At 59.8% G+C, this 16,322-nt stretch carries 15 protein-coding genes; 11 read left to right on the top strand and 4 right to left on the bottom strand.

All coding sequences use genetic code 11. The features are described from left to right. Window positions 1-229 precede the first annotated feature (229 nt). From rhaB to rhaM, 9 genes are all read left to right on the top strand, one after another. A complete protein-coding gene (gene rhaB, locus SK54_RS02415) occupies window positions 230-1,699 on the top strand; it encodes a rhamnulokinase (RefSeq protein WP_033487975.1) in 1,470 nt (489 codons plus the stop codon). Continuing rightward, window positions 1,696-2,955 carry an L-rhamnose isomerase gene (gene rhaA, locus SK54_RS02410; RefSeq protein WP_047746078.1) on the top strand — a complete coding sequence of 420 codons (1,260 nt, stop codon included), beginning with the start codon at window positions 1,696-1,698 and terminating at the stop codon, window positions 2,953-2,955. The genes rhaB and rhaA overlap by 4 nt, the downstream gene beginning before the upstream one ends. Before the next feature lie 96 nt (window positions 2,956-3,051). After that, window positions 3,052-3,882, top strand: coding sequence for a rhamnulose-1-phosphate aldolase (gene rhaD / locus SK54_RS02405; RefSeq protein ID WP_015569930.1), 831 nt, complete (start codon window positions 3,052-3,054; stop codon window positions 3,880-3,882). Window positions 3,883-3,964: 82 nt separating this feature from the next. Then, window positions 3,965-4,951 (top strand): rhamnose ABC transporter substrate-binding protein, encoded by a 987-nt coding sequence (gene rhaS / locus SK54_RS02400; protein WP_032649875.1) that lies wholly within the window; start codon window positions 3,965-3,967, stop codon window positions 4,949-4,951. Between the two features lie 99 nt (window positions 4,952-5,050). Next, window positions 5,051-6,553 carry a sugar ABC transporter ATP-binding protein gene (locus tag SK54_RS02395; protein ID WP_048246673.1) on the top strand — a complete coding sequence of 501 codons (1,503 nt, stop codon included), beginning with the start codon at window positions 5,051-5,053 and terminating at the stop codon, window positions 6,551-6,553. Then, entirely contained in the window at window positions 6,554-7,558 is a 1,005-nt protein-coding gene (locus SK54_RS02390) for an ABC transporter permease (RefSeq protein WP_045327161.1), read from the top strand. After that, the gene (locus tag SK54_RS02385) at window positions 7,555-8,559 is read left to right on the top strand and encodes an ABC transporter permease (RefSeq protein ID WP_015569926.1); all 1,005 of its coding nucleotides are present in this window, start codon (window positions 7,555-7,557) and stop codon (window positions 8,557-8,559) included. The genes SK54_RS02390 and SK54_RS02385 overlap by 4 nt, the downstream gene beginning before the upstream one ends. Window positions 8,560-8,656: 97 nt before the next feature. Then, entirely contained in the window at window positions 8,657-9,805 is a 1,149-nt protein-coding gene (gene fucO / locus SK54_RS02380) for a lactaldehyde reductase (protein ID WP_033487978.1), read from the top strand. Continuing rightward, on the top strand, window positions 9,802-10,116 hold the full coding sequence (gene rhaM / locus SK54_RS02375; protein ID WP_015569925.1) for an L-rhamnose mutarotase: 315 nt from the start codon (window positions 9,802-9,804) through the stop codon (window positions 10,114-10,116). The genes fucO and rhaM overlap by 4 nt, the downstream gene beginning before the upstream one ends. Here the strand turns inward: rhaM and SK54_RS02370 are convergent. The 4 genes from SK54_RS02370 to SK54_RS02355 all read right to left on the bottom strand — a co-directional run bounded on the left by SK54_RS02370 (window position 10,104) and on the right by SK54_RS02355 (window position 15,216). Continuing rightward, the gene (locus SK54_RS02370) at window positions 10,104-11,381 is read right to left on the bottom strand and encodes an MFS transporter (protein WP_015569924.1); all 1,278 of its coding nucleotides are present in this window, start codon (window positions 11,379-11,381) and stop codon (window positions 10,104-10,106) included. The genes rhaM and SK54_RS02370 overlap by 13 nt on opposite strands. 44 nt (window positions 11,382-11,425) lie before the next feature. After that, the gene (locus tag SK54_RS02365) at window positions 11,426-13,549 is read right to left on the bottom strand and encodes an alpha-galactosidase (RefSeq protein ID WP_048246671.1); all 2,124 of its coding nucleotides are present in this window, start codon (window positions 13,547-13,549) and stop codon (window positions 11,426-11,428) included. A gap of 105 nt (window positions 13,550-13,654) precedes the next feature. Beyond that, entirely contained in the window at window positions 13,655-14,650 is a 996-nt protein-coding gene (locus SK54_RS02360; protein ID WP_003861974.1) for a LacI family DNA-binding transcriptional regulator, read from the bottom strand. 17 nt (window positions 14,651-14,667) lie between these two features. Continuing rightward, window positions 14,668-15,216, bottom strand: a complete 549-nt coding sequence (locus SK54_RS02355) for a helix-turn-helix domain-containing protein (protein ID WP_003861973.1) — start codon at window positions 15,214-15,216, stop codon at window positions 14,668-14,670. Window positions 15,217-15,319: 103 nt separating this feature from the next. Between SK54_RS02355 and SK54_RS02350 the strand changes: the two genes are divergently transcribed. Both SK54_RS02350 and SK54_RS02345 read left to right on the top strand, forming a co-directional pair. Continuing rightward, on the top strand, window positions 15,320-15,979 hold the full coding sequence (locus SK54_RS02350) for an AzlC family ABC transporter permease (protein ID WP_015569922.1): 660 nt from the start codon (window positions 15,320-15,322) through the stop codon (window positions 15,977-15,979). Continuing rightward, window positions 15,979-16,302 (top strand): AzlD domain-containing protein, encoded by a 324-nt coding sequence (locus SK54_RS02345; protein WP_048246669.1) that lies wholly within the window; start codon window positions 15,979-15,981, stop codon window positions 16,300-16,302. Before SK54_RS02350 ends, SK54_RS02345 begins: the two co-directional genes overlap by 1 nt. Window positions 16,303-16,322 lie beyond the last annotated feature (20 nt).

Here is a 16,322-nt window from a genome sequence, read left to right as displayed (position 1 = left end):
CAGCAAACCGCGCAAAAGCTGTCGGTTTTTCAAGAAACAGACGGAAAGATCAGGAAATGCGGTCAGCGTCACACTGCCTGCAAACCCCGCCATTACTGGAAACTGTGAACTCCCTCACGTTCATCTTTGCTTTCTTGCCAGCGCGAGATTTGGGCTGTCAGTGGCGAGAAGGTGGCTATTTCTTCCCTTTCTTACACTCCTCGCTAATGACTTAAGAAAGGACCCGACCATGACTTTTCGCCATTGTGTGGCTGTCGATTTAGGCGCATCCAGCGGCCGTGTAATGCTCGCCACCTGGGACTGCGACCTGCACACCCTTACGCTTCGCGAAATGCACCGTTTCGCCAATTGTCTGCAAAAACAGGACGGTTTTGTTACCTGGGATATCGACGCCCTGGAAGCAGAGATCCGCACCGGACTTCACAACGTCTGCGAAGACGGTATTCGCATCGACAGTATCGGCATTGATACCTGGGGTGTGGATTACGTACTGCTGGACAGTCACGGCGAACGCGTCGGCCTGCCCGTCTCCTACCGCGACAGCCGCACCGATGGGCTAATGGCGCACGCCATCGCCCAGCTTGGCAAGGAGAACATCTATGGTCGCAGCGGCATTCAGTTTCTGCCGTTTAACACGCTGTATCAGCTGCGCGCGGTAGTTGAGCAACAGCCAGAGCTGGTCGAAAAGGTGGCGCATGCGCTGCTGATCCCGGACTACTTAAGCTACCGTCTGACCGGCAACATGAACTGGGAATACACCAACGCCACCACCACGCAGCTGGTTAACATCAACACCGATAACTGGGATGAACATCTGCTGGCCTGGACGGGCGCCTCGCCGTCCTGGTTCGGCGCGCCAACCCATCCGGGCAATGTGATCGGCCACTGGCTTTGCCCGCAGGGGAATGAGATCCCCGTTGTCGCCGTCGCCAGTCACGACACCGCGAGCGCGGTCATTGCCTCGCCGCTCGCCGGCAAAGATGCGGCGTACCTCTCTTCCGGCACCTGGTCGTTGATGGGCTTCGAGAGCAAAACACCCTACACCAGCGATGCCGCACTGGCGGCGAACATCACTAACGAAGGTGGCGCCGAAGGGCGCTACCGGGTGCTAAAGAACATCATGGGCCTGTGGCTGCTCCAGCGGGTGCTGAAAGAGCAGAACATCACCGACCTGCCCGCGCTTATCGCGGAAACCGAAACGCTGAAGGCCTGCACCTTCCTGATTAACCCGAACGACGACCGCTTTATCAACCCGGCGCACATGAGCGCTGAAATCCAGGCCGCCTGTTTTGAAGCGGGGCAGCCGGTACCTTCCCGCCCCGCCGAGCTGGCGCGCTGCATTTTTGACAGTCTCGCCCTGCTCTATGCCGACATCCTGAGCGAGCTGGCTGACCTTCGCGGCAAACCGTTCACGCAGCTGCATATCGTGGGCGGCGGCTGCCAGAACCAGCTGCTGAACCAGCTCTGCGCGGATGCCTGCGGCATTACCGTGGTGGCAGGTCCGATTGAAGCCTCCACGCTCGGCAATATCGGCATTCAGCTGATGACCCTGGACGAACTTTCAAACGTCGACGATTTCCGTTCGGTGGTGACGGCGAATAACAGCCTGACCACCTTCACCCCCCATCCCTGCCATGAAATTGCCCGCTACCGGGCGCAGTTTCAGCAAAAACGACTGACTAAGGAGCTTTGCGCATGACCACTCAACTTGAACAAGCCTGGGACCTGGCTAAACAGCGTTTCGCCGCCGTCGGCGTGGATGTCGAAGAGGCGCTGCGCCAGCTCGACCGTCTGCCCGTCTCCATGCACTGCTGGCAGGGTGATGACGTTGCTGGCTTCGAGAACCCGGGCGGTTCCCTGACGGGGGGGATTCAGGCCACGGGTAACTATCCGGGCAAAGCGCGCAACGCCACCGAACTGCGTGCGGATCTGGAGCTGGCGCTGAGCCTGATCCCCGGGCCAAAGCGCCTGAATCTGCACGCCATTTATCTCGAATCCGACGAGCCGGTGGCGCGTAATGAAATCAAACCGGAGCACTTTACGAACTGGGTGACGTGGGCGAAAGCCAACAAGCTGGGCCTGGACTTTAACCCCTCCTGCTTCTCGCACCCGCTGAGCGCGGACGGCTTTACCCTTGCGCACGCCAACGACGAAATCCGCCAGTTCTGGATCGACCATGTCAAAGCCAGCCGCCGCGTTTCTGCGTATTTCGGCGAGCAGCTTGGCACACCGTCGGTGATGAACATCTGGATCCCGGACGGTATGAAGGACATCACCGTCGACCGACTGGCCCCGCGCCAGCGCCTGCTGGCCGCGCTGGATGAGGCCATCAGCGAGAAGCTGGACCCGGCGCACCACATCGACGCCGTGGAGAGCAAGCTGTTCGGCATTGGCGCCGAGAGCTACACCGTCGGCTCGAACGAGTTCTACATGGGGTACGCCACCAGCCGCCAGACCGCGCTGTGCCTGGATGCCGGCCACTTCCACCCAACCGAGGTGATCTCCGACAAGATCTCCGCCGCCATGCTCTACGTGCCACGCCTGCTGCTGCACGTCAGCCGTCCGGTGCGCTGGGACAGCGACCACGTGGTGCTGCTGGATGACGAAACCCAGGCCATTGCCAGCGAAATCATCCGCCACGATCTGTTCGACCGCGTACACATTGGCCTCGACTTCTTCGACGCTTCCATCAACCGCATCGCGGCGTGGGTTATCGGCACCCGCAACATGAAGAAAGCCCTGCTGCGCGCGCTGCTGGAGCCTGTCGCCGCCCTGAAACAGCTGGAAGAAAACGGCGACTACACCGCGCGCCTGGCGCTGCTGGAAGAGCAGAAATCCCTGCCGTGGCAGGCGGTGTGGGAGATGTACTGCCAGCGTCACGATGCGCCTGCGGGCAGCCAGTGGCTGGACAACGTGCGGGCATATGAGAAAGACGTTCTTGCCGCTCGTCAGTAAAAAACATTGCCCGGCGGCGCGTTGCTTGCCGGGCCTACAGGTAAAAGTAGGCCGGGTAAGCAACGCGCCACCCGGCATTTTCAAAGGAAACACAGTATGCAGACCATCACCACCTCCTGGTTCGTCCAGGGCATGATCAAAGCCACCTCCGACGCCTGGCTGAAGGGCTGGGACGAGCGCAACGGCGGCAACCTGACGCTACGCCTGGACGATGCGGATATCGAGCCATTTGCCGCCGATTTCCACCAGAAGCCGCGCTATATCGCCCTGAGCCAGCCGATGCCGCTGCTCGCCAACACGCCGTTTATCGTCACCGGTTCCGGGAAGTTCTTCCGCAACGTCCAGCTCGACCCGCAGGCCAACCTCGGCGTAGTGAAAGTGGATAGCGACGGCGCGGGCTACCACATTCTGTGGGGGCTGACGGATGAGGCGGTGCCCACCTCAGAACTGCCGGCGCACTTCCTCTCCCACTGCGAGCGCATCAAGGCGACCAATGGCAAGGACCGCGTGATCATGCACTGCCACGCCACCAACCTGATCGCCCTGACCTACGTGCTGGAAAACAATTCTGATTTCTTCACCCGCAAATTGTGGGAAGGCAGCACCGAGTGTCTGGTGGTGTTCCCGGACGGCGTCGGCATTCTGCCGTGGATGGTGCCGGGCACCGACGAAATCGGCCAGGCAACCGCGACGGACATGCAGAAACATTCACTGGTGCTGTGGCCGTTCCACGGCGTCTTCGGCAGCGGCCCGACGCTGGATGAAACCTTCGGCCTGATCGACACCGCCGAGAAATCCGCGGAAGTGCTGGTAAAGGTCTATTCCATGGGCGGCATGAAGCAGACCATCACCCGGGAAGAACTGATCGCCCTGGGTAAACGCTTTGGCGTCACCCCCATGCAGTCGGCGTTAGATTTGTACCAATAACAACATCGCGCCCCGCTCACCGAGACGGGGCGAAAACCACCTGCAATCCCTACAACTAACTCAAGTCAGTGGAGTAAAAGCAATGAAAATAAAAGCAAGCTTGATCCTCACCGTTGCCGCTCTGGCGTTGTCCGGTTCCGCTTTAGCAGAAGTGAAAATCGCCCTGGTGGCGAAGTCCTTAGGGAATGGATTCTTCGAGGCAGCGAACGTCGGCGCGCAGGAGGCGGCCAAAGAGTTAGGCGATGTAAAAGTGATTTATACCGGCCCGACCACCACCACGGCGGAAGCGCAGATCGAGGTGCTGAACGGGCTGATCGCCCAGGGCGTTGATGCGATCGCGATTTCCGCGAACGATCCGGACGCCGTCGTGCCGGTGCTGAAAAAAGCGATGCAGCGCGGCATCAAGGTTGTGTCGTGGGATTCCGGCGTGGCGAAAGCCGGGCGTCAGATCCACCTCAACCCGTCCAATAACGCCCTGATTGGCGAAACTAACGTCAAGCTCGCCGCCGATGCCCTGAAAGCGCTGAACGTGGAGAAAGGCGATGTGGCGGTGCTGAGCGCCACGCCAACCTCCACCAACCAGAACACCTGGATTGCGGAGATGAAAAAGGTGCTGCCGAAGTACCCGTCCGTCAATCTGGTGACCGTGGCCTACGGGGACGATCTCTCTGACAAGAGCTACCGCGAAGCGGTCGGCCTACTGAAAACCTACCCGGAGCTGAAAGTGATTGTTTCGCCTTCTTCCGTGGGCATTGTGGCTGCCGCGCAGGCGGTGAAGGACCAGGGCAAGATTGGCAAAGTGTACGTCACCGGTTTAGGCCTGCCGTCTGAGATGGCGGGCGCGGTGAAGTCCGGCGCAAGCAAGAGCTTTGCCATCTGGAACCCGATTGACCTGGGCTATGCCGCAACCTACCTGGCGGATGACCTGGTAAAAGGCACCGCCACGAAAGGTGAGGCCAGCATGGGCAAGCTGGGCAAAGTGAAGCTGGATGCCGACGGCAACGGCGCGATGGCCGAGCCGTTCGTTTACGATGCCAGCAATATTGATAAGTTCTCAAAAATCTTTTGATGCGATTTGTAGGCCGGATAAGCGTAGCGCCATCCGGCAAAAGGCGGGTGGCGCTGCCGCTTACCCGCCCTACAAATTCCCCTGTCCAGGAGAACTATCATGACCCCATTGCTACAGCTTTCTGGCATCACCAAGGTGTTCCCCGGCGTGCGTGCTCTTGAGAACGTGCAGCTTGCGCTGTGGCCCGGCAAAGTGACGGCGCTTATCGGCGAAAACGGCGCGGGCAAGTCGACGCTGGTCAAAGTGATGACCGGCATATACCAGCCCGACGAGGGCGAAATTCTCTACAAGGCGATCCCCGTTCACCTTCCGACGCCGGAGTCGGCGCATAAAATGGGCATCACCGCCATTCACCAGGAAACCGTCCTGTTCGATGAACTCTCGGTTACCGAAAATATCTTTGTCGGTCAGTACCTTCACAAAGGCTTCCTGAAAAAGCTCGACTGGCCGGAAATGCACCGCCGGGCGCAGTCTATTCTCGCCCGCCTTGAGGTGCAAATCGACTCGCGCGCAACGCTGAAAACCCTGAGCATCGCCCAGCGTCACATGGTGGCGATTGCCCGCGCGCTGTCGTTTGAGGCGCAGGTGGTGATCCTCGATGAACCCACGGCGGCGCTGTCACAGCATGAAATCCTCGAGTTTTACCAGATTGTGGAGCGCTTAAAGCAGGAGGGAAAAGCCATCCTGTTTATCTCCCACAAGTTCGACGAGATTTTTGAGCTGGCCGATCACTACACCATTTTGCGCGACGGCGTGTTCGTCGGTGCAGGGGCAATAAATGAGATCACCGAGGAGCGGATGGTGTCGATGATGGTCGGGCGCGCCATTACCCAAACCTTCCCGAAAATAGACTGCGAAAAAGGCGAGACGGTGCTGGAGGTGAAAAACCTCTGCCATCCAACCGAGTTTGCGCATATCTCGTTCTCCCTGCGTAAAGGGGAAATCCTCGGCTTTTACGGGCTGGTGGGTGCCGGGCGTACCGAGCTGATGCAGGCGCTTTCCGGCGTCACGCGACCATCGTCCGGGGAAATTATCCTCAACGGACAGCCCCGGCGCTTCCGCCAGCCTGCGGATGCGATCAAAGCCGGTATCGTCTGCGTGCCGGAAGAAAGGCAGAAACAGGGGGCGATTATCGCCCTGCCGATTGCCCAGAACATCAGCCTGCCTCAGCTCAGCAGGCTCAATCCGAACGGCGTACTGCACGACGACCGCGAATGGAAGCTGGCAGACGAATACGCCAGGCGCCTGCAAGTGAAAGCCTTCAGCTGGAAGCAGGCGGTGGAGACCCTCTCTGGCGGCAACCAGCAAAAGGTGGTGATCGGCAAATGGCTGGCGACGCACCCTGACGTGATCATCCTCGATGAGCCAACAAAAGGCATCGATATCGGCTCAAAGGCAGCCGTGCATCAGTTTATGTCCGAGCTGGTCAGTCAGGGGCTGGCGGTGATTATGGTCTCGTCCGAACTGCCGGAAGTGATGGGCATGGCGGATCGCATTATCGTCATGCACGAGGGGCTGATGGTGGCCGAATACCAGGCGGGAGACGCGACGGCGGAAACCATCGTCAGCGCCGCCAGCGGTGCAAAACAGGAGGCGGCATAAATGCTTAGCTCACTCTTAAAACACCGCGAGGCGCTGCTTGGCGCGGTGATTGTCCTGATGGTCGTCGCCATTGGCAGCCGCGTGCCATCGTTTATCGCACCGGGCAACCTGGTGGAGATGTTTAACGACACCGCCATTCTGATCGTCCTCGCGCTCGGGCAGATGATGGTGCTGCTCACTAAAGGCATCGACCTGTCGATGGCGGCTAATCTGGCCCTGACCGGGATGATTGTCGCCCTGATTAATTTCCATTACCCGGACGTGCCCGTCTGGGCGCTGCTGATCCTTGCCAGCGCGCTTGGGCTGCTGATGGGCGCTATAAACGGCCTGCTGGTGTGGAAACTGGGCATTCCGGCGATTGTGGTCACGCTCGGCACCATGAGCATCTACCGCGGAATGATCTTTTTGCTCTCCGGCGGCGGCTGGGTGAACTCCAACCAGATGGGTGCAGACTTCCTCGGCCTGCCGCGTGCGTCAGTGCTGGGCCTGCCGGTGCTGAGCTGGTGCGCCATCGCCGTACTGCTGCTGGTGGGCTACTTCCTGCGCTACAGTCGCACCGGACGGGCGCTCTACACCGCCGGCGGGAACGCCACGGCAGCGTACTACACCGGGATCAACGCCGGGAAAATGCAGTTCATCAGCTTCTGCCTTTCCGGTCTGCTGGCCGGGTTCTGCGGCTACCTGTGGATATCACGCTTTGCCGTTGCGTATGTTGACGTCGCTAACGGTTTTGAATTGCAGGTGGTGGCAGCCTGTGTGATTGGCGGGATCAGCACCATGGGCGGCACCGGCCGCGTGCTCGGCTGTCTGTTCGGGGCGCTGTTCCTTGGCGTCATCAACAACGCCCTGCCGGTGATCGGCGTCTCCCCGTTCTGGCAGATGGCGATTTCCGGCTCGGTCATTGTCATCGCTGTGCTGCTGAACGAGCGCGGCAACAAGCGCAAAGGCAGGCTGATCCTGCGCGACGCGGCGCTGGCACGTCAGAAACTGGCGGTGAAACCATGAGCAAAATGATGACATCTGAAGAGTTCAAACCCACTTCTGCGCCGGGCATCTTCCAGCGCCTGCTGTGCTGGGAGGGCTTCCTGCTGGCGGTGACGCTGGCGGTGTTTGTGGTGAACGCGCTCGCCTCGCCCTACTTCCTCAATATCTGGAACCTCTCCGACGCGACGTTCAACTTCACGGAAAAAGCGATCATTGTGTTGCCGATGGCGATGCTGATTATCGCCCGGGAAATTGACCTGTCTGTGGCCTCCACCATCGCGCTCAGCTCCACGGTGATGGGCTTTTGCGCGGCAGCGGGCGTCGATACGCCACTGCTGGTGTGCGTGGGATTAGGCGTCGGGCTACTGTGCGGGCTGTTCAACGGTATTCTGGTGACACGCTTTAACCTGTCGTCCATCGTCATCACCATCGGCACCATGAGCCTGTACCGCGGGATCACCTACATCCTGCTCGGGGACCAAGCGCTGAACAGCTACCCGGAGAGCTTCGCCTGGTTCGGCCAGGGCTACGTCTGGGGTGCGCTGTCGTTTGAGTTCGCGCTGTTTATCGTGCTGGCCGCTCTGTTTGCCTTTGTGCTGCACCGCACCAATTTTGGCCGCCGCACCTACGCCATCGGCAACAACCCGACCGGCGCGTGGTACTCCGGCATCAACGTGAAGCGCCACAACCTGATCCTGTTTGCGCTGGTAGGACTGATGTCCGGCCTGGCGTCGGTGCTGCTCACCTCGCGTCTGGGCAGTACCCGCCCGACCATCGCGATGGGCTGGGAGCTGGCGGTGGTGACGATGGCGGTGCTCGGCGGCGTCAATATTCTCGGTGGGTCCGGCAGCATGGTGGGCGTGATTATCGCCGCCTTCCTGATGGGGCTGGTGACCTTTGGCCTGAGCCTGCTTAACGTGCCCGGCATCGTGATGTCGGTGATTATCGGCGCGATGCTGATCGTGGTGATTTCGCTGCCGATTATTACCCGCCGGGTGATGCAGCGAAGACGGATCTCATAGCCGGGTGGCACTGCGTTTACCCGGCCTACTTAACCGTAGGCCCGTGCAAGCGCAGCGCCGCCGGGCATAAAAATCACAGTAATTAAGGAGAATTATCATGAGCTTTATGTTGGCACTCCCCAAAATCAGCCTGCACGGCGCGGGCGCGATCGGCGATATGGTCAATCTGGTGGCAAACAAACAGTGGGGAAAAGCGCTGATTGTCACCGACGGCCAGCTGGTGAAACTTGGCCTGCTCGACAGTTTGTTTTCCGCGCTCGACGCCCATCAGATGTCGTATCACCTGTTCGATGAGGTATTCCCGAATCCGACGGAAGCGCTGGTGCAAAAAGGCTATGCGGCATATCAGGATGCGGAGTGTGATTACCTGATTGCCTTTGGCGGCGGTAGCCCGATTGATACCGCCAAGGCGATCAAAATCCTCACCGCCAATCCCGGTCCGTCAACCGATTACTCCGGCGTCGGCAAAGTAAAAAACGCGGGCGTACCGCTGGTGGCGATCAACACCACCGCAGGCACGGCGGCGGAGATGACCAGCAACGCGGTGATCATTGACGCCGCGCGACAGGTGAAAGAGGTGATTATCGACCCGAACATCATCCCGGATATCGCCGTGGACGATGCCAGCGTGATGCTTGATATTCCGGCCTCCGTGACCGCCGCAACCGGCATGGATGCCTTGACCCACGCCATTGAAGCCTACGTGTCCGTCGGCGCGCACCCGCTGACCGATGCCAACGCGCTGGAGGCGATTCGCCTGATCAACCTCTGGCTGCCGAAAGCGGTTGACGATGGTCATAACCTGGAAGCGCGCGAGCAGATGGCCTTTGGTCAGTATCTGGCGGGCATGGCGTTTAACAGTGCCGGTCTGGGGCTGGTGCACGCCCTGGCGCACCAGCCGGGCGCGACGCACAACCTGCCGCACGGCGTGTGCAACGCCATTCTGCTGCCGATCATCGAAAACTTTAACCGCCCGAACGCGGTTGCCCGATTTGCCCGCGTGGCGCAGGCGATGGGCGTTGACACGCGCGGCATGAACGATGAAGCGGCCAGCATGTCGGCCATTCAGGCGATTCGCGACCTGAGCGCTCGCGTCGGCATTCCGTCCGGATTTAGCCAGCTCGGCGTCACCAAAGCCGATATTGAAGGCTGGCTGGATAAAGCCCTCGCCGACCCGTGCGCGCCGTGCAACCCGCGCACCGCCAGCCGCGATGAGGTCCGCGAGCTGTACCTGGAGGCATTATGATCCGCAAAGCGTTTGTGATGCAGGTAAACCCGGACGCGCACGAGGAGTACGCACGTCGCCACAACCCGATCTGGCCCGAGTTGGAAGCGGTGCTGAAAGCCCACGGCGCGCACCACTACGCCATCTATCTCGACAAAGCTCGCAACCTGCTGTTTGCGACGGTGGAGATTGAATCGGAAGAGCGCTGGAACGCGGTGGCAAACACCGATGTCTGCCAGCGCTGGTGGAAATATATGGGTGACGTTATGCCGTCGAACCCGGATAACAGCCCGGTGAGTTCGGCGCTGAAAGAGGTGTTTTACCTGGACTGATGTGTTAACGCTGCTGCCCCCGAGGCGGCAGCAATCTCCCGCCTGCCACTCAGCGTAAACGCCGACACCACCGTGATCGCCAGCACGAAGCAGCCCAGTATCAGATACGTCTCCTGGAAGCCGACCCGGTCATACATATTTCCGGCAAAGGCGGAGAGGAAGATCGCCGCCGACTGTTTGGCAAACTGGAAGCCAATCAGGTAGATGGTGGCCGACAGGCGCGTATCAAACACCCCGGTGATGTACTTGAATGCCCCCACCAGCAGGAACGGGACTTCCAGCGCGTGCAGCATCTTCAGGGCAATCACCTCCACGGCAGTGGTGGCAAACGACGAGCCGATAATGCGCGTCGCCATGATCACCCCGGCAATCAGCAGCGTGTTTTTCGCGCCGATGCGGTTAATGATCCACGGCGAGCAGAACATAATGATCGCGTTACAGATTTCCCCCGCCGTGGTGGCGAAACCAAAGGCACGGGTCCCCTCCTGCGGCGTGGCGAAGAAGGTTTTGAAGAAGGTGGCAAACTGCTGGTCGAAGACGTCATACACGCAGGCCACGCCAATCACGTACAGGATGAACATCCACATTCTGCGCTGGCGGAACAGGGTAAAGACGGTTTTAGCGGTGATCTGCGGCTGATTCGCGCCCAGGGCGTTCATCACCTGCGCCGTCTGGTTAGGCTTCGGTTTCGCGACCACCAGCAGCAGCATCAGCAACAGCGCCGCGGCCGACCCCATCCAGAAGACGTACGACGGATCGATGCCGAACAGGATGCCGCCCGTTGAGGCGCACAGCCCCCAGCCGAGACAGCCGAACATACGCGCCTTGCCGTACTCAAAAAAGCTGTTGCGGCTTACGCGCTCAATATAGGCCTCAATCGCCCCCGACCCCGCTGAGAAGACAAAGCCGATATACAACCCACCGCTCAGCGCCCCCAGCCAGATATTGGTTTTCAGCAGCGGGGCGAAGACGTACAGGAAGAACGGCGCGAACAGGAACAGCAGCACCGAGATGATCCAAAGCAGGTGTTTTTTCAGCCCCAGCTTGTCCGAAATGACCCCCAGCACCGGCTGGAAGGCAATGGCCGACAGCGAGATGCAGGAGAAAACAATCCCGGTATGGGTTTTGTTCAGGCCGATGATGTCCGACAGCCAGATCGGCAGGAACGGAAAGCAGGTGGCCATGATGAAGAAGTAGAGAAAGAAGAACAGCCCGAAGATCCAGAAATTAGGGTTGTCTTTGTGGGTACAGGTTGTTGTGTTCATTATTTTTATCCTCAACGGAGGGCCGGTTGCCCGGCCCGTCACCCTTACACGCGTTCCACACCAATCAGAATGGCGGTTTCCGGATCCAGAATCGGCAGTGCAATACCCGCCTGCATCAGCCACTCACCGCTTACCGTTTGCGGCGCGTTCATCCACGCCGGCAGCTTACGCATGGTGTGCCCGCCCTTGCCCGTAATCTGGATGTTCGGGTGATCGAGCAGCGTGATGCGGTACAGCGCGCTGGCGTCTAACCCCGGCATGCGCAGCGGCATCATCAGGGTGTAATCCGGCATCGCGAGCTGGCTGACCAAAAACAGCCCCTGCGTCTTATCTTCGCTCACTATACCCTGCGCCAGGGTGGTGGCGTCCGGCATATCCACGCGCCACTGGGTGCCGTGATGAATGACCTCTCGCCACCGCTTGTGCAGCGCGGCGTAATGGCGATAGCCTTCACGCTCCTGCGCATCGACGGTGAGCGGATCCAGCTCCAGCCCCATGTGACCAAACAGCGCTGTTAGCCCGCGGAACTGAATGCTGTGCTGGCGGAAGGTGGCGTGACATTTATGATGACCGATATGCGCCCCCATCACCTCCGGCGGGAAGAAGTAGCTCATGCCGCGCTGGATAGTGTTGCGCTCCAGCGCGTCGTTGTTGTCGGACGCCCAGAAGCGGTGGCTGCGGGTCAGCACTTCGTAATCAATACGCCCGCCACCCGACGAGCAGGATTCAAACTCAATGTGCGGGAAGCGCTCGCCCAGCACGTCCAGCAGGCGATAAAACTGGCGCGTCTGGGCGTCGGCGGAGGCTTTGCCCTTGTGCCCTGGCTGCACCAGCTCGCGGTTCATATCCCATTTCACGTAGTCGACCGCGTGTTCGCCCAGCAGCCAGCTCATGCGTTCGACCAGATATTCAAAGGCCTGCGGAATATTGAGATTGAGGACCAGCTGGTGTCGCCCGGTCGCCTGGGCGTAGCCCGGCAGCGCCAGCACCCAGTCAGGGTGCGCGCGATACAGATCGGAATCCGGGTTAATCATCTCCGGCTCAACCCAGATACCAAACTCCATGCCGAGCTGTTTAACGTGATCGATTACCGGCTTTAGGCCGTTCGGGTATTTTTTCTCGTCCAGATACCAGTCGCCCAGCGCGGCGTGGTCGTCGTTGCGGCCTTTAAACCAGCCGTCGTCAATGATAAAGCGCTCCACACCCAGCGCTGCGGCCTCGTCGGCCATGCGCATGATGTAGTCCGGGTCGTGGTTGAAGTAGATCCCCTCCCAGGTGTTGAGGTGCACCGGGCGCGGTTTATCTTCCGGGAAGCGGATAACATTGTCGCGCAGGTAGCGGTGGAACTGCTGGCTCATGCCGTTCAGCCCGTGCGGGGAGTGACTGGCATACAGGCGCGGCGTCCAGAGCGTTTCCCCCTCTTCAATCGCCATTTCACCCGGCAGGTAGAGCGCTTCGGCCTGCATATAGCGGCGGCCATCGGTTTTCGCCTCTGCGCGCAGGCGGTGGTTACCACTCCAGCCCAGATGTATACCCCAGACGTTGCCGTGCATTTCACTGAATGACGGCGTACCTGAAATCAGCGCCGGGAAATGTTCATGGGAGGTTTTACCCCGACGGTTTTCAATCACAAAGCTGTCATGTTCAAGCATCACGCGGTGCGGCTGAAACTCCCTGATCCAGCGTCCGTGGAAGGCCATCACCTCCTGCGCGCGTTCGGCCACCGGCAGCGTCACGGCAAATCGATCCACCTGCCACGCCTGCGTTTTCAGGTTGGTTAACCCATGACGCACCACCAGTACGCCGCTGGCATCCAGCGTTATTTCACTGGTCAGGCGCAGGCCTGCATGCTCGTCTTCAGCAGTGATTGTCAGGGCGTTTAACGCCTGCTGCACCTGCGTGGTTTTAAATACCGGCGATCCGTCCAGCCCCTGGCGGTGCCCCTCGATGCCCGGCGAGCCAAACAGCCCATGCCCCAGCTCTGCCATCAGCGTGACGGGGGAGTCGACGTCCAGCCTGCCATTAGCAACCGGGCGCGCAATACTCAGCACATCCTGCGGCGTAAAGTGCTGAAGGTGCGGCCCCCAGTAGAGAATTTCGGCGAACGGGTGGGTTTTTAGCACCACGTCAACCGTATTGCTTTCAAGTCGAAAAATGGCATCTTGCATCGGACATCTCCTGTCATCGGGATGTCCTGAGTGTTGATCCGAAACGTTTCGGATACAAACCAAAACGTTTCGGATCTGTGATCGGGTTTTGAATTTTTGGTGTAATCAGGCCGTCTGGCCTGGGGAAAATTCCGGCTGCCAGAGCACCTGAAGGGTGTCGATGTCGTCGCCGTTAATCAGCTGGCGCACCATATCGGCAATCTGTTTCCCGACGCCCTGACGGGTAGACTGGATCACCGCCGCGACGTCGATATCGACAATGCTGTCCTGCGGTAAGCCGTCATAGACCACCAGCGAAACGGCATTTTCACCGGTTAAGCGCCCCATCTGCGCCAGGGCCATCGCTGCGCCGTCGCCGTGGGTGTTGCAGTCAGTAATGATGGCCGTGGGCGGCTGCGGCAGGGAGAGAAGTTCTTGCGTGGTGGCATACCCCACGCGACGCGAAGGGGGCATGGCGCGCAGCCATTCGCTGGAAAGTCCGGCTTCCCGCAGCGCGTCCAGGTAGCCCTGGCGGCGCTGGGTGATGAATGCCTGGTTGTTGCTTTCGCCCAGCAGCGCAATGCGCTGATGGCCTTTCTCGATCAGCCAGCGGGTGGCCTGATATGTGCCGGCATAGTTGTCGAAATCGAACCACGCGTACGGCTGCGGGAGCTGGCTGCGGCCGAGCGCCAGGAACGGGAACCCGGCGGCCTGTAGCTGCTCAAGACGCGGATCGTGATCCAGCGTATGCGCCACAATCAGCGCATCCACGCGTCGGCTCTGCACCATGCGCATATAGCTGTGTTTGTCCGCCAGATCGTCGTCAGCGATGAGCAGCAGGTCAATCTCATGTCGCGCCAGTTCGTGGCTAATTTCGCCGACCATGTCCATAAAAACGCTGTTATTGAGCGGAACAGGATGCACCGGAAACACCAGCCCGACGGCGTCGATTTTGCCCATCTTCAGGCGACGGGCAAAGGTATTTGGTCGGTAGCCACGGCGCTGGGCCTCCGCTTCCACGCGGGCGCGCGTCTCAGCAGAAACGTCGTCATACCCGTTGAGGGCGCGGCTGACGGTGGTAACAGACAGCCCCAGTTCTTTGGCAATGGCTTTAAGCGACATGATTTTCCGTATCTTTGTTAGTTTTGTTCCGCCACCAGCAGCGCGTGCGTATCTGGCTCCAGCGCCTTAAAGATATGCGGCTGGTCAGCGGGGTAGCAAATGTAATCTCCCGGGCCGAGCTCTTCCGCCGCGTCGATCAGACCGACCATCGCCCGCCCCTGGGTCACGATAATATGCTCAACCGAACCAGGCGGATGGGGCTGGGAAATACGGTCTGCCCCCGGCTGAGTCAGCAGCAGATAGATGTCACGACGCGCGCCAGGCGGACACGCCGCGAGCAAAATCGCCTCGTAGTTCGCCTGCCCGGCGACGACTTTTGTGCCCTCGCCGCGGCGGATCACCTGCGTGACGGGTTGCTGCGGCTCCAGTAACCGGGCAAACGGAATATCCAGCGCCACGCAAAGCGACCACAGCGTTTCCAGGCTAGGATTGCCGTTGCCAGACTCCAGTTGAGAAAGCGTGGATTTGGCGATCCCGGCACGGCGGGCAATTTCCGCCAGTGAGAGCCCGGTTCGCAAGCGTTCTCGCACCAGGCTTTTGGCGATCACGCTGATTGGCTGCGTCATAATAACGGCCTCTTTCTCTCTATAACGAACGAATCGTTCGTCTTGTAAAACGTTTCTGATGCGTTCATTATAATGGAAATACGTTCGATATGGCTAAAATGGTATGAAGAATCACCTCTCTTGCCTGAAAGGCGACACGATAAAAGCGATCGTCCTGGTCTGCCTCGCGGTGGGCGTGGTCGGCATGTCTTATGGCTCACTGGCGATGGCCTACGGTTTCCCGCTGTGGGTGCCGTTTGTCCTCTCCCTCACGGTGCTGGCAGGCGCATCCGAGTTTATGTTTATCGGCATCGTGGCGAGCGGCGGCAATCCGCTGGCAGCGGCAGCGGCCGGTTTACTGGTTAACGCGCGCCATGTGCCGTTCGGCGTTACGGTGCGTGAACTGGTGGGCAAGCGCGGCCTGAGCTTTCTGGGCTGTCATATCATGAATGATGAAAGTGTGGTGTTCGGCCTGTCGCAAAAAACCGCCGAGCAGCGTAAAGCGGCCTACTGGCTGTGCGGCCTGGGCGTGGCAATCATCTGGCCGCTGGGGGCGGTGCTGGGCGCGATGGTCGGCAAGCTGCTGCCAGATCCGGAAACCATCGGGCTGGACGCGGTGTTCCCGGCGATCCTGCTGGCGTTAGTGGTGCCGGCATTTAAAAACCGTACCACGCTGATCCGCGCCTGTAGCGGCGCAGTGTTGTCGCTGGCCGCCGTACCGTTTGCGCCGGTTGGCCTGCCGGTGCTGCTCTCTTTGCTCGGCCTTGCCGCGAGGAAAAAATAATGGAAAACATGACGGTTTTTATTCTCGGCATCGCCATTCTTTCTGCCGGAACCTATCTGATGCGTCTCGGCGGGGCGAAACTCGGTAGCCGGCTGGCGCTTTCTGAACGGTCGCAGGCGCTGCTTTCAGACGCGGCAACCGTTTTGTTGTTCTCCGTCGCGCTGGCAACAACGTTTTATGAAGAGGACCATTTTGCCGGGATGGCGCGCGTACTGGGGGTGGGGTTCGCGGTGTTTCTGGCCTGGCGCAAAATGCCGTTAATTGTGGTGATCGTCGCGGCGGCGGTGGTGACGGCGCTGCTGCGTCTGGCGGGGATCCACTAAGAAAAATGCCCGACAGAACA

This window comes from Enterobacter sp. MGH120 (assembly GCF_001037725.1).
Taxonomy (GTDB): Bacteria; Pseudomonadota; Gammaproteobacteria; order Enterobacterales; family Enterobacteriaceae; genus Enterobacter; species Enterobacter hormaechei_C.
This window is presented reverse-complemented; position numbering and strand designations above follow the sequence as displayed.

What these genes read in the sequence shown, in the direction of transcription:
- rhaB (WP_033487975.1), top strand. Translation starts at nt 230, where the DNA reads ATGACTTTTCGCCATTGTGTGGCTGTCGATTTAGGCGCATCCAGCGGC.
- rhaA (WP_047746078.1), top strand. Translation starts at nt 1,696, where the DNA reads ATGACCACTCAACTTGAACAAGCCTGGGACCTGGCTAAACAGCGTTTC.
- rhaD (WP_015569930.1), top strand. Translation starts at nt 3,052, where the DNA reads ATGCAGACCATCACCACCTCCTGGTTCGTCCAGGGCATGATCAAAGCC.
- rhaS (WP_032649875.1), top strand. Translation starts at nt 3,965, where the DNA reads ATGAAAATAAAAGCAAGCTTGATCCTCACCGTTGCCGCTCTGGCGTTG.
- SK54_RS02395 (WP_048246673.1), top strand. Translation starts at nt 5,051, where the DNA reads ATGACCCCATTGCTACAGCTTTCTGGCATCACCAAGGTGTTCCCCGGC.
- SK54_RS02390 (WP_045327161.1), top strand. Translation starts at nt 6,554, where the DNA reads ATGCTTAGCTCACTCTTAAAACACCGCGAGGCGCTGCTTGGCGCGGTG.
- SK54_RS02385 (WP_015569926.1), top strand. Translation starts at nt 7,555, where the DNA reads ATGAGCAAAATGATGACATCTGAAGAGTTCAAACCCACTTCTGCGCCG.
- fucO (WP_033487978.1), top strand. Translation starts at nt 8,657, where the DNA reads ATGAGCTTTATGTTGGCACTCCCCAAAATCAGCCTGCACGGCGCGGGC.
- rhaM (WP_015569925.1), top strand. Translation starts at nt 9,802, where the DNA reads ATGATCCGCAAAGCGTTTGTGATGCAGGTAAACCCGGACGCGCACGAG.
- SK54_RS02370 (WP_015569924.1), bottom strand. Translation starts at nt 11,381, where the DNA reads ATGAACACAACAACCTGTACCCACAAAGACAACCCTAATTTCTGGATC.
- SK54_RS02365 (WP_048246671.1), bottom strand. Translation starts at nt 13,549, where the DNA reads ATGCAAGATGCCATTTTTCGACTTGAAAGCAATACGGTTGACGTGGTG.
- SK54_RS02360 (WP_003861974.1), bottom strand. Translation starts at nt 14,650, where the DNA reads ATGTCGCTTAAAGCCATTGCCAAAGAACTGGGGCTGTCTGTTACCACC.
- SK54_RS02355 (WP_003861973.1), bottom strand. Translation starts at nt 15,216, where the DNA reads ATGACGCAGCCAATCAGCGTGATCGCCAAAAGCCTGGTGCGAGAACGC.
- SK54_RS02350 (WP_015569922.1), top strand. Translation starts at nt 15,320, where the DNA reads ATGAAGAATCACCTCTCTTGCCTGAAAGGCGACACGATAAAAGCGATC.
- SK54_RS02345 (WP_048246669.1), top strand. Translation starts at nt 15,979, where the DNA reads ATGGAAAACATGACGGTTTTTATTCTCGGCATCGCCATTCTTTCTGCC.